We start from the raw sequence: 12,033 nt of genomic DNA, 5'->3' as shown, positions 1-12,033 counted from the left end.
TCAGAAAGGGCTTCCATGTTCACCGGAGCATCCTTCCCCCTCGGACCGTTCACCCCCTACGAGGGCAACCCGATCCTGCGCCCCCGCGGCGACAGCTGGGAGTCGGCGAACCTCTACAACCCGGCGGCGATCGTCGACGGCGACGAGATCGTGCTGCTCTACCGGGCGCACGCCGACGACATCATCTCCCACATCGGACTCGCCCGCTCGAGCGACGGCGTGACCTTCACCCGCGAGGATGCGCCCATCCTCTCGCCGTCCGAGGACTACGAGACGTACGGCTGCGAAGACCCGCGCATCGCACTAATCGACGGCACCTACTACCTCACGTACACCGGCTGGGATCGCCGCAGCGCGCAGCTGTGCCTGGCGACCTCGACCGACCTGCGCACCTGGACCAAGCACGGCCCGCTGTTCGACGACTTCGACACGTTCAAGACGATGGATCCCCGCGGTTTCAACTGGTCGAAGGCCGGGGTGATCGTGCCGCAGCAGATGCACGGCAAATGGTGGATGTACTTCGGCGAGGGGGCGATCTACTGGGCGACCAGCGACGACCTCATCCACTGGACGCCGGGCACCGCCGACACCGACCCGATGTACTCGCCGACCCCCGGCACCTGGGACGAGGCGCTCGTTGAGATCGGCACCTCGCCGGTCGTCACCGACAACGGGCTGCTGCTTTTCCTGACCAACGGAGCGACCAGGGTCGTGCACGAGGACGGATCAGTCGACGTCGACTACCGCTGCGGCCAGATCGCGATCGACCCGGACGAGCCCACGAAGGTCATCGCGCGCCTGCAGGAGCCGTGGCTGCGCCCGCAGACCTTCGAGGACATGCACGGCCTCGTCTCGAACGTGACCTTCGTCGAGGGTCTCGTGAAGTTCCAGGACAAGTGGTTCGCCTACTACGGGCAGTCCGACACGACGCTGGCCGTGGCCATCCACGACCCGGCGGAGCCCTGGGGTCGCGCGCTGCGCGAGCCCGGTTCCGGAGCCGCCTGACCCCGGGGCTTCGGCCCACCCCCGAAACCGACCCGACGAATGACGGAGGCCCGGACGGATCACGGGGGAATCACCGGCGTTTCCTCCGTGATTCGTCATCACCTCCGCGATTCGTCGCACCGACACTCCACCTACCCACCCCCGATCCACCGACAGCACGAAGAAGTGATGACATGGACACCTCACGACGCTCATTCCTGACCATTGCGGCGACGGCATCCGCTCTCGCCCTCATCCCGGTCGATGCCGCCGTCGGCGCGACGACCACGACCCAGGGCGCGGTGAGGCCGCTGCCGCTCGAGGCGGCCCGCCGGACACGGCTCACGAACCTCGCCCACCTGCGGTTCCTGCTCGCCGAGGTGCCGGTCGCGGCGAGCGCGACGCACACGACGTTCGGCATCGACACGCAGCCGACGGTGCGGGCGCCCTGGACGTATGCCGACACGGATGGCGCGGGCGGCTACCGCCCGGTCGGCGGCGGCACGCGCGATGCGGTCACCGGCTACTGGACGCAGGGCGCGTACAACGCCGACGACATCGCGCGCGCGGCGATCGTGTTCCTGCGGGACTGGAAGGCCACCGGCGAGGCGCAGAGCCGCGATGAGGCCCGGGACGTGCTGCGTTCGCTCGCATTCCTGCAGACGACGAGCGGTGCGAACGCCGGCCGCGTGGTGCTGTGGCAGCAGGAGGACGGCACGCTCAACCCCAGTGCGATCCCGGTCGAGCTGCCCGATCCGTCGGACTCGGCGGAGTCGTACTGGCTCGCCCGCTCGGTGTGGGCGTTCGGCGAGGGGTACGCGGCGTTCCGGCGCGACGACCCCGAGTTCGCCGCCTTCCTGCTCGCCCGGTTGCACCTCTGCCTCGACGCGCTCGGCCGCGAGTCGCTCGGGCGTGCGGGCCAATGGGTGAAGAGCGACGGACGCAAGCTGCCCGCCTGGCTGATCGCCGGAGGAGCGGATGCCACAGCTGAGGCCATGCTCGGCCTCGCCGCCGCGGCCGGGGTCGGTGATTCCCGCAGTCGCCGGGCGCTGCAGACGTACGGCGAGGGTGTCGCGGCGATGGCGACCGACCCGTCGAAGGGCTGGCCGTTCGGCGCCGTGCTGCCGTGGACCGGATCGCTCGGCTTCTGGCATGCGTGGGGTGCCGCGGCTCCCGAGGCGCTCGCCCGCGGCGGAGCACTGCTGCGGCGGCGCGACTGGACGGCGGCGGCCAAGGCGGATGCCGGGCGCTTCACGCCGCAGGTGCTCGCGTCGGGCGGGCCGAACAACGCGTGGGCACCGCTCCCCGCCGAGGCGCAGATCGCGTACGGCGCGCACGGCCGCGTCGCGGGAGCGCTGGCCGCGGCGGCGGTGGGCGGCGAGGGGCTGCGCGTGCTCGCGGGGCTCGCGGCCGGGTGGTTCTTCGGGGCCAACACCGCCGGCGTCCCGGTGTACGACCCGGCGACCGGAGTCACCTTCGACGGCGTCGAGACCGACGGGCGGGTGAACCGGAACTCCGGAGCGGAGTCGACGATCCACGGCCTGCTGACGATGCTGCTGCTCGATGCGAACCGGGACGTGGCGAAGATCGCGACCTCGATCACCGGCCTGACCTCGTTCTCGGGGCTGCGCGTGCTCGACGCCGAGAAGGCGCGCCTATCGCCCGGAGCGGTGGTCGAGACCCCGGCGGGCGGCGCGTGGACCGGCGAAGGCAACCTGTCCGGCGGAGCTTTCGTGCGTCTGGCGAAGGGCGAGTGGGCCGAGTTCGACGTGACCGAGGCCGGCGGCATCCTGCACGGGCTCATCTGGCGGCAGGCCGCGAACGTCGGGGATGCCGTGTGGGAGGTGTTCCGCGGTCGCAAGAAGGTATGGAGCACGAAGACGCCGGCGGGCGGTACCGGCGACCGCGGCCTGACCGAGGCCGACGGGATGCTGGTGCCCCAGCTGCTCGGCGGCGACCTGCCCGACGGGCCGGTGACGGTACGCTGCACCAGCCGCGGCGACGTGCGGCTCGACGCGCTGGTGATCCAGCCGCGGGTGGTGACGGCGGTGTACGCGACGAAGACCGGTTCCGCCGTGCTCTACGCCAACGGGTCGCGGCGCGAGGAGCGCGTGCGTGCTCTCGCCCGAGGCGCCGGCCAGGCGTATGACGCGGATGGTGCGGCGCGGGGGCAGGCCGCACAGGGCGGCAAGGTGCGCGTGCGCGGGGAGGGTTTCACCATCACGCGGTGAGGCTTGGGGGGTCTGCGCGGACGCGGCGGGTCACGATCTGCGGACACGTTCACGATTCGCGGATGAATGTGGCGGATAGGTCCGCTGATCGTGCACACCTCCGCCGATCGTGCACCTCTGTCCCGCGCCGCGGCCTCCCGACTACGGTGGCGGTGTGCCCCTGAACGATCCGCTGCCCGACCGCCCGACGCCCGACAACCCCACCGGCAAGCTGGTGCTGCTGCGCCACGGCGAGACCGACTGGTCGCGAGCGGGCCTGCACACCGGCCTGACCGACATCCCGCTCACGGCCCGCGGAGAGGATCTCGCCCGCGGCGCCGGCCGCCTGGTCGCCGACTACGACTTCTCGCTCGTGCTGTCGTCGCCGCTGCAGCGCGCACGGCGCACCGCCGAGCTCGCGGGGCTGCACGCCGAGGTGGATCCGCTCCTCGTCGAGTGGGACTACGGCGGGTACGAGGGTCGCACGACGAAGGACATCCGCGAGGAACTCGGCTACAACTGGAGCGCCTTCACCCACGGCGTCATCCGCGGCGACACGCCCGGGGAGACCGTGGAGGAGGTCGCCGCGCGCGCTTCGCGCGTGCTCACCCGCGTGCTCCCGGCGATGTCGCACGGCGATGTCGCGCTGGTCGCGCACGGCCATTTCCTCCGCATCCTGACGGCCGTGTACCTGAGGCTGGCTCCGCGTTTCGGCGCGCAGATCAGCCTGGATGCCGGATCCGTCTCGGTCCTGAGCTTCTACCGCGAGCAGCCGGCGATCCTGTCGTGGAACTACGGACTCGAGCTGCCGCTGGCGCCGTCGGAGTCCTGACGTTCACCCGGAATCCATCCGATATGCCAGCATCCTTCATTTGAATCATTCAAAACAAGGTGTAGGGTCGGAGACATGGAGACCACACTCGACACGGTGTTGCATGACGCCGGATTGAGGGTGACCACGGGCCGCCTCGCGGTGCTCGCGGCACTGGATTCCATGGCTCATTCGAATGCGGAGCGGCTCTACCGCGCCGTGTCCGACGTGCTTCCGACGACGTCGATCCAGTCGGTGCACAACATCCTCGCGGACCTGACGACGGCGGGACTCATCCGCCGGATCGAACCGGCAGGCTCCGCAGCCCTCTACGAGCGGCGCATCGGCGACAACCACCACCACATCGTCTGCACCGCCTGCGGTGCGGTCGGCGATGTGGACTGCGTCACCGGTGATGCGCCGTGCCTCACCCCGTCATCCGCCGGGGGATTCACCGTCCAGACAGCCGAAGTCACCTTCTGGGGCCTCTGCCCCAGCTGCCAGAACGTCGCGCAGTAGTCCGACGCGCCCGCCTGCCCACCCGGGCAGGGGTACTCGTCGCGCCTGCGCGCAGAAGGAGAAGAAACATGACGAATCCGCACGACACGGCGAAGCCCGCCACCACGACCCAGACCGGCACGCCGGCACCGAGTGACGCCCACTCGCTGACCGTCGGCGCCGACGGACCCACGGTTCTGCACGACCGCTACCTCGTCGAGAAGCTCGCCTCCTTCAACCGCGAGCGTGTGCCGGAGCGCAACCCGCACGCCAAGGGCGGCGGCGCGTTCGGCGAGTTCGTCGTGACCGAAGATGTCTCGGCGTACACCCGCGCGGCGGCCTTCCAGCCGGGCGCGACGAGCGAGACGCTGCTGCGCTTCTCCTCCGTCGCCGGCGAGCAGGGCTCCCCCGACACCTGGCGCGATGTGCGCGGCTTCGCGCTGCGCTTCTACACGACCGAGGGCAACCTCGACATCGTCGGCAACAACACCCCGACGTTCTTCCTGCGCGACGCGATGAAGTTCCCCGACTTCATCCACTCGCAGAAGCGCCTCGGCGACTCGGGCCTGCGCAACGCCGACATGCAGTGGGACTTCTGGACGCTCTCCCCCGAGACCGCCCACCAGGTCACCTACCTGATGGGCGACCGCGGACTCCCCCGCAGCTGGCGGCACATGAACGGCTATGGCTCGCACACCTACCAGTGGATCAACGCCGCGGGCGAGCGCTTCTGGGTGCAGTACCACTTCATGTCGAACCAGGGCGTCGAGGCCATGGGCGCCGCCGAGGCACAGGAGCTCGCAGGGTCCGACGCCGACTTCTACCGTCGCGACCTGTTCGACGCCATCAACACGGGCGAGTTCCCGTCGTGGGACGTCTACGTGCAGGTCATGCCGTACGACGAGGCGAAGGAGTACCGCTTCAACCCGTTCGACCTCACCAAGACCTGGTCGAAGAAGGACTACCCGCGCATCAAGGTCGGCACGTTCACGCTGAACCGCAACCCGCAGAACTTCTTCGCCGAGATCGAGCAGGCCGCGTTCTCGCCGGGCAACCAGGTTCCCGGCACGGGCATCTCGCCCGACAAGATGCTCATGGCCCGCGTCTTCGCGTACTCCGACGCGCAGCGCTACCGCATCGGCGCGAACTACAACCAGCTGCCGGTGAACCAGCCGCACGCGGCCGAGGTGCGCAACTACATGCACGAGGGTCAGATGCAGTACAAGGCCAACCCGGCCGAGCACCGCGTCTACACGCCGAACTCCTTCGGCGCAGCCGGTGGACCCGAGGCCGACCCGGTGGCCGGCGTCGAGGCGAGCTGGGAGAGCGACGGCGAGCTGATGCGCGCCGCGGCCACCCTGCACCTCGACGACGACGACTTCGGTCAGGCCGGAACGCTGTACCGCATGGTCTTCGACGACGAGCAGCGCGCCCGGTTCCTCGAGACCCTCACGGGCCAGGGCCAGTCGATCACGATCGACGAGATCCGCGAGCGGTTCTTCCAGTACTGGACGAACGTGGACGCTTCGCTCGGCGAGGCGCTGCGCCGCACGGTGCCCGCGGCGGTCTGACCGCGGGTACGACCTGCGGGCTCTGACCCGCGCACGATGAGCGGATGCCGGTGCCACCGGCATCCGCTCTTCGTCGCCGCCCGCACGGGAGGAGTTCTCGCTCTCGGGCGGAGAATTCGGCCGGATGACTCCTCCCGGGGCTGCGAGTTCAGCCGGGGAGCTCGTCCGGATAGACGATGTCGATCTCGGCGATCGTCTTCGGGAAATCCTTGCGGTTGTTCGTCACGAAGCGGGCGGCTCCGGCGGTGACCGCGGTCGCGAGGTGCGCGGCATCCGCTGCTCGCAGCCCGTAAGCGACGGACAGCGCCAGGGACAGTCGCGCTGTCGCCGCATCGAGTGGTCGGAGATCGAGACGGCTCAGCAGGCTGATGAGCGCGGATGCCTCATCGGAGTCGGGATCCTCGCGCAGCGGCTTGGCGAGCACTTCGGTCAGGAGAAGCACAGAGCCGATGGCGTCAGTCGTCGATGAGCCGGACGCCGCCTCGGCGAGGAGAGCTGAGACTCGGACCCCGAGCGGATGCCCGTCGATGGCCGCATAGATCAGCACATCGGCGTCGAGCGCCGTGATCACCGATCCGCCCGGTCGGCTCGGACCGACTCGATCAGTTCTTCAGCCCGCTCAGGGCTCAGGGCTGCCGTCTTCAGCGGTTCGCTGCGCGCCCGCGTGAGCAGCGCGTCGATGCGATCCGCGGCCTCCCAGGCCGGAGTACTTCTTCGTGCGGCCAGCACGTCGGGACGGACCAGCACCGCAACCACCCGGCCGTGACGGGTGATCGAGACCTCTTCTCCGGCCTCTACGCGATCGAGCTGGGCCGGCAGGCTCTGGCGGGCGATGCTCGCGCTGACAGTCGACATGCCGTGAATTGTACGCCGTTGTACATGGCTGTACAACGTGCGCTCGGACGGTCGCGCCCGGTCGACCTCGACCGCTCGCCACTCGAACAAGGCCAGAATGGATGCCGTGGCCGTCCCTCTCTCCGACCTGACCAGCATGCCCGAACCGCAGCAGGTGTACGCGGCCGACGGCACCCGCCTCGCGACCTACACCTGGGGCGACCTCGATGCGCCGGTCGTCGTCGCCGTGCACGGATTCGCGTCGAACGCGCGCGACAACTGGGTGCTCACCGGCTGGGTGCGCGAGCTCACGAAAGCCGGGTACCGGGTGCTCGCGCTCGATCAGCGCGGTCACGGACACAGTGCGAAGCCGCATCAGCCCGAGGATTACGGCATCCGCACGCTGGCGACCGACGTCGAATCCGTCATGGACGCGTATCTCGTCGACGACGCCTTCTACCTCGGATACTCGCTCGGTGCGCGGGTGGGCTGGGAGGTCGTGCGCGACCTGCCTCATCGAATCGGGCGGGCGGTGCTCGGCGGCGTGCCCGACGGCATCCCGCTCGCCCGCCTCGACCTCGACCAGGTGCGCGCCTACATCGCGGACGGGACACCGGTCGCCGATCAGACCACGCAGAACTACATCGCCCTCACCGAGCGGGTTCCCGGCAACGACCTGCAGGCGCTCGTCGCCCTGGCGGAGGGGATGCGGGCATCGGGAACGATCGACCCGGACCCGGACGATGCCCCGACCCGTCCGATCCTCTTCGCGACCGGCTCGAAGGACGCGATCATCGAGGGCTCGCGCGCACTGGCATCCGCGGCCCGCGACGGGCGCTTCTTCGAGATCCCGAACCGGAACCACTTCAACGCCCCCGGCTCCAGGGACTTCAAAGAGGCCGCGCTGGCGTTCCTCGCGGAGGGCTGACGCACGGTGCCTGCCGGGTCGGGCCGCAGCGTCGGGCTGAGATCGCACGCATGGGCTGAGGATCCGCAGCATCCGCTCCTCCCCACGCGGCGTTCGCCTCCCCACGCCGCGCCGCCGCCACGACACGCGGCACCCCGGGCACGACGAAGGCCCTCCGCCTCGAGGAGACGGAGGGCCCTTCGACAAGCTCAGGGACCCAGCGACGCGTCAGACGGTCGCGGTCTCCCGCTTCGGCAGCACCCATCCCGCGCGCGGGAAGTGGCAGGTGTAGCCGTTCGGGTACTTGATGAGGTAGTCCTGGTGTTCCTCCTCGGCCTCCCAGAACGGGCCCTCGGGCTCGATCGTGGTGACGGCCTTGCCGGGCCAGAGGCCGGAGGCGTCGACGTCGGCGATCGTGTCGCGCGCGACGGTCTCCTGCTCGGGGCTGAGTGGGAAGATCGTGGAGCGGTAGCTCGACCCGCGGTCGTTGCCCTGGCGGTCCTTGGTCGACGGGTCGTGGATCTGGAAGAAGAACGCCAGGATGTCGCGGTACGTCGTCTTCGTCGGGTCGAAGACGATCTCGACGGCCTCGGCGTGGCCGGGGTGGTTGCGGTACGTGGCGTGGTCGTTCGACCCGCCCGTGTAGCCGACGCGCGTCGAGAGCACGCCGGGCTGGCGGCGGATCAGGTCTTCCATGCCCCAGAAACAACCGCCGGCCAGGACGGCCGTCTCGGTGCCGGGGGTGCGGGTGATGGTTCCGGTGTCGGTCATGACTGCTCCTCAGAGATTTCAGTGCCGGTGGTGGGGGTGTCGGTGGAGAAGAGACGGCTGTAGCGACCGTATCCCTCTTCCTCGAGCCTGTCAGCGGGGATGAACCGCAAGGCGGCGGAGTTCATGCAGTACCGCAATCCTCCCGCGTCGCGCGGCCCGTCGTCGAAGACGTGGCCCAGATGGCTGTCGGCTGCGGCCGAGCGCGCCTCGGTGCGCTTCATGAACAGCTTGCGATCGGTGCGCGTGGTCACGGCATCCGCATCGATCGGCTTGGTGAAGCTCGGCCAGCCCGTTCCGCTGTCGAACTTGTCGGTCGACGAGAACAGCGGCTCGCCCGAGACGACGTCGACGTAGATGCCGTCGTCGTGGGTGTTCCAGTAGGCGTTGCGGAACGGCGGCTCCGTCGCATCCTGCTGCGTGACCTCGTACTGGAGGTGGGTGAGGGCACTGATCGCCTCGGGGGTCCTGGTGTAGTCGTTCGACATGATCTGACTCCTTGTCCGACGTCGCTGGCTGCGCCGTCATTAGAGGAGAACGGATGCCGGCCCCGTTTTGGTCCCGCAGGACTGTGAGCGGGCTGTGAGTTTCGCGACTCGATAGAGTTGCCCCCGGAACCACACACCTGGGGGAACACATGTCCGTTGGACTGCTCGCCGTCGTCGACGACATCCTGAGCGCCGCGATGAAAGCATCGGCGAAGGCTGCCGGTGTCGTCATCGACGATGCCGCGGTCACCCCGCAGTACGTGCAGGGCATCACCCCCGCTCGCGAGCTGCCGGTCGTCGGAAAGATCGCGCTCGGCTCGCTCGCGAACAAGTTCCTCATCATCATCCCCGCGGCCCTGCTCCTCACGGCGTTCGCTCCGTGGGTGCTCCCGTATCTCCTGATCCTCGGCGGAACGTACCTCTGCTTCGAAGGCGCCGAGAAGGTGCTGGAGTGGTTCGGCGTGCAGCACGGGCATGCCGACGAGGGCGCACGCGACGAGAAGAAGCTCGTGCTCGGCGCCGTGCGCACCGACCTCATCCTCTCCACCGAGATCATGCTCATCTCGCTCGCGAGCCTCGAGAAGGGGCTCGACATCTGGACGACCTTGGCGATCCTCGCCGTGATCGCGCTGCTCATGACGGTCGCGGTCTACGGAGCGGTCGCGCTGCTGGTCAAGATCGACGACATCGGGCTCAAGATGGCGAAGAACCCGGTGCAGCGCGTGCGGCACACCGGCACCCGGATCGTGCGCTCGATGCCCGCGGTGTTCCGCTTCATCAGCATCCTCGGCACCGTCGCCATGCTCTGGGTCGGCGGCCACCTCGTGCTCGTGAATCTCGGCGAGGTGGGCTGGCACTTCCCGGTCGACATCCTGCACGCGGTGGAGCACGCGCTCGAGCCCGCTGGCGCCGTCATCGTCTGGATCGTCGACACGATCATCTCGGCCATCGCCGGCCTCGCGATCGGTCTGGTGATCGTCGGCATCGTGCTCGGGATCGGTCGGATGCTGGGCAAGAAGCCCAGCTTCCACGAGGGCGAGGAATCCCCCGCCGACGTGCACGTCTGACGCGCGGGAATCCTCAGCCCATGTCCGCCACCAAGAAGAGCCGCAGCGCGAAGCGCGACGCCGATCGCTGGTTCCGCGAGCAGGGCCTCCCGACCTTCGTGCCGCTGCGCCGCGCTGGTTCACCGACCTGCCACGCCGGGTGGCGCCGCTGATCCTCTGGGTGACGATCGTGGTCTACCCGCTGACGGGCGCCGTCGAGGTGACCGTGGATTTCGCCGACGATTCGACCGGCGGCCTGGCGGTGCTGCTGGCCGGCGCCGTCGTGGTGGTCCTCGTCTTCGCGGTCGTCGCGACCTGGGGCATCTATCGCGTGATGCGGGCGATCCTGCGCCGTCTGACGGTCGGCATCGGAACCATGCTGTCTCTCGCGCTCATCGTCGCCTGCCTCGCCGGGCTCGTCGTCGACGGCTACAACAACAACGCCCAGGCGACGGTGTCGCCCGTGTTCTCGGCCCTGTTGATCCTCGTGCTCTGCATTCTCGTGACGGGCATGGGAGGCGGCGCACTGATCTCGTGGGCGTCGCGCCTCGCGGTGCGCAACGCCTCCGCCATCGGGCACATGGCGTCGATCGCGCTTCCCGTGATCCTGATGCTGGTCGTCTTCGCCTTCTTCTCCGCAGAGGTGTGGCAGATGGCATCCGCTTCGTCCTGGGGTTCGATCGCCCTCGTCGGACTGGTGGTCGCGGTGCTGGCGGGCATCGTCGTGCTCCGCGTGAGCGCGTCCGAGATCGACGACGACGCCCAGGCACCCACCGAGGTGCAGCGACGCGCTCTGCTCGTCGACACTCCCGCCGAGCATCGATCCGCGGTCGCGGCGGAGCACCGTCCGCTGGGCAGACCGCAGCGCTGGAACATCCTGCTCGCGATGACGATCGCGCAGCTCGTCCAGGCGCTCTTCTTCGCGCTGCTGCTCGCCGCCCTCTTGATCGTCATCGGCGGCATCGCGATCCCCGAGGGGGTCGTCGGTCTCTGGCTCGGCCCCGGCAGCGAGGACCAGCCGCTGGCCGTCGAGCACCTGATGATCGGGGAGGCGACGCTGCCGGTCACGGTCAACCTCCTGAAGGCCGCCACCCTCCTCGCGATGATCGCGACGCTGCCGTTCGTGTTCTCCGCCGTGAGCGAGGCCCGCTACCGCGAACGCTTCTTCGACCCGATCATGGCTGACATGCGCCGCGCCATGCTCGTGCGGGATGCACTGAGCCAGCCGGCGCCGCGCTGACCCGCCTCAGCGCGCCAGCCCCAGGAAAACGAGCACCGACCGCTCGATTTCGGCGAGCTGCGATGCCGTCACTCGGCCGACACGATCCATCACGTTCTGACGACGCACCGTGGTGATCTTGTCGACCATCACGTCGCTGTCCCGCTCGAGACCGTTCAGCTCTCCGGCGGAGATGCGTATCCGCAGCAGGGGAGCATCGACGAGGTTCGACGTGCAGGGAAGCACCGTCACCGAGTCCGTCGCGGCGAAGACGTCGTCCTGGAAGATCAGCGCCGGCCGGGGTTTCGTCGCATACACGCCGCCCGCCACGGTCCACAGCTCGCCACGGTTCACTCGTCGTCCCACGGAGCCGAGATCGACTCGACGTACTGCTGCTCTTCGTGGGCATGCCGGCCGTGCGCGACGAGTGCACTCTGCCGGGCGGCCTCCACGGCGAACGACGGGGTCCGGACATCGGGAACCCAGACCTGTATCGGTCGCAGTCCTCGTTCTCGCATCCGGCGCCGATACTCGGCCACCCTCGACTTCACGGTCATGCCCCTGAGTGTTACATGTAACGGCCTGGGAGGCAAGATTCTCACCCGACTCATGAGGCCAGCATCGCGCCGACCTTCCCTCTCCCCCTGCGCCTCCCGCTCAGGGAGCCGGAAGATGTGCAGAACCGGCAAGACAGTGA

Annotated in this window: 15 protein-coding genes; 9 read left to right on the top strand and 6 right to left on the bottom strand. The window is 69.1% G+C overall.

Annotated features, from left to right (window positions below; all coding sequences use genetic code 11):
- The first annotated feature begins 15 nt into the window (after window positions 1–15).
- The 5 genes from QFZ21_RS13545 to QFZ21_RS13525 all read left to right on the top strand — a co-directional run bounded on the left by QFZ21_RS13545 (window position 16) and on the right by QFZ21_RS13525 (window position 6,074).
- Window positions 16–1,005 carry a glycoside hydrolase family 130 protein gene (locus QFZ21_RS13545; RefSeq protein ID WP_307378700.1) on the top strand — a complete coding sequence of 330 codons (990 nt, stop codon included), beginning with the start codon at window positions 16–18 and terminating at the stop codon, window positions 1,003–1,005.
- Window positions 1,006–1,178: 173 nt separating this feature from the next.
- On the top strand, window positions 1,179–3,215 hold the full coding sequence (locus QFZ21_RS13540) for a hypothetical protein (protein ID WP_307378698.1): 2,037 nt from the start codon (window positions 1,179–1,181) through the stop codon (window positions 3,213–3,215).
- A 154-nt stretch (window positions 3,216–3,369) separates the two neighbouring features.
- A complete protein-coding gene (locus QFZ21_RS13535) occupies window positions 3,370–4,026 on the top strand; it encodes a histidine phosphatase family protein (protein WP_307378697.1) in 657 nt (218 codons plus the stop codon).
- 75 nt (window positions 4,027–4,101) lie between these two features.
- Complete coding sequence (locus QFZ21_RS13530; RefSeq protein ID WP_307378693.1) at window positions 4,102–4,524, top strand: Fur family transcriptional regulator; 423 nt, start codon at window positions 4,102–4,104, stop codon at window positions 4,522–4,524.
- A 68-nt stretch (window positions 4,525–4,592) separates the two neighbouring features.
- A complete protein-coding gene (locus QFZ21_RS13525) occupies window positions 4,593–6,074 on the top strand; it encodes a catalase (RefSeq protein WP_307378692.1) in 1,482 nt (493 codons plus the stop codon).
- A 148-nt stretch (window positions 6,075–6,222) separates the two neighbouring features.
- Here the strand turns inward: QFZ21_RS13525 and QFZ21_RS13520 are convergent, their stop codons facing one another.
- Both QFZ21_RS13520 and QFZ21_RS13515 read right to left on the bottom strand, forming a co-directional pair.
- Window positions 6,223–6,645 (bottom strand): PIN domain-containing protein, encoded by a 423-nt coding sequence (locus QFZ21_RS13520; RefSeq protein ID WP_307378690.1) that lies wholly within the window; start codon window positions 6,643–6,645, stop codon window positions 6,223–6,225.
- Complete coding sequence (locus QFZ21_RS13515; RefSeq protein ID WP_307378688.1) at window positions 6,642–6,929, bottom strand: type II toxin-antitoxin system Phd/YefM family antitoxin; 288 nt, start codon at window positions 6,927–6,929, stop codon at window positions 6,642–6,644. The genes QFZ21_RS13520 and QFZ21_RS13515 overlap by 4 nt, the downstream gene beginning before the upstream one ends.
- Before the next feature lie 97 nt (window positions 6,930–7,026).
- Between QFZ21_RS13515 and QFZ21_RS13510 the strand changes: the two genes are divergently transcribed.
- Window positions 7,027–7,836, top strand: a complete 810-nt coding sequence (locus QFZ21_RS13510; RefSeq protein ID WP_373426022.1) for an alpha/beta fold hydrolase — start codon at window positions 7,027–7,029, stop codon at window positions 7,834–7,836.
- Between the two features lie 207 nt (window positions 7,837–8,043).
- Here QFZ21_RS13510 and msrA read toward each other — a convergent pair whose 3' ends face one another.
- Entirely contained in the window at window positions 8,044–8,586 is a 543-nt protein-coding gene (msrA, locus tag QFZ21_RS13505; protein ID WP_307378683.1) for a peptide-methionine (S)-S-oxide reductase MsrA, read from the bottom strand.
- Entirely contained in the window at window positions 8,583–9,071 is a 489-nt protein-coding gene (gene msrB, locus QFZ21_RS13500) for a peptide-methionine (R)-S-oxide reductase MsrB (RefSeq protein ID WP_307378680.1), read from the bottom strand. Before msrB ends, msrA begins: the two co-directional genes overlap by 4 nt.
- 149 nt (window positions 9,072–9,220) lie before the next feature.
- On the opposite strand from msrB, the gene QFZ21_RS13495 reads away from it, so the two are divergent.
- Genes QFZ21_RS13495 through QFZ21_RS13485 form a run of 3 tightly spaced genes read left to right on the top strand, consistent with a single transcriptional unit; the run spans window position 9,221 to window position 11,357 of the window.
- Window positions 9,221–10,138 carry a DUF808 domain-containing protein gene (locus QFZ21_RS13495; RefSeq protein WP_307378677.1) on the top strand — a complete coding sequence of 306 codons (918 nt, stop codon included), beginning with the start codon at window positions 9,221–9,223 and terminating at the stop codon, window positions 10,136–10,138.
- Between the two features lie 20 nt (window positions 10,139–10,158).
- Complete coding sequence (locus QFZ21_RS13490) at window positions 10,159–10,290, top strand: hypothetical protein (protein WP_307378674.1); 132 nt, start codon at window positions 10,159–10,161, stop codon at window positions 10,288–10,290.
- Window positions 10,278–11,357 carry a hypothetical protein gene (locus QFZ21_RS13485; protein ID WP_307378672.1) on the top strand — a complete coding sequence of 360 codons (1,080 nt, stop codon included), beginning with the start codon at window positions 10,278–10,280 and terminating at the stop codon, window positions 11,355–11,357. The genes QFZ21_RS13490 and QFZ21_RS13485 overlap by 13 nt, the downstream gene beginning before the upstream one ends.
- A gap of 6 nt (window positions 11,358–11,363) precedes the next feature.
- On the opposite strand, the gene QFZ21_RS13480 is transcribed toward QFZ21_RS13485, so the two are convergent.
- Window positions 11,364–11,690, bottom strand: a complete 327-nt coding sequence (locus QFZ21_RS13480) for a type II toxin-antitoxin system PemK/MazF family toxin (RefSeq protein ID WP_307378669.1) — start codon at window positions 11,688–11,690, stop codon at window positions 11,364–11,366.
- A complete protein-coding gene (locus tag QFZ21_RS13475) occupies window positions 11,687–11,893 on the bottom strand; it encodes an antitoxin MazE-like protein (RefSeq protein ID WP_307378667.1) in 207 nt (68 codons plus the stop codon). The genes QFZ21_RS13480 and QFZ21_RS13475 overlap by 4 nt, the downstream gene beginning before the upstream one ends.
- Between the last annotated feature and the right edge of the window lie 140 nt (window positions 11,894–12,033).

The organism is Microbacterium sp. W4I20, from assembly GCF_030816505.1.
GTDB lineage: Bacteria > Actinomycetota > Actinomycetes > Actinomycetales > Microbacteriaceae > Microbacterium.
The sequence above is the reverse complement of the archived record's forward strand: the minus strand, read 5'-3'. Positions and strand labels throughout refer to the sequence as shown.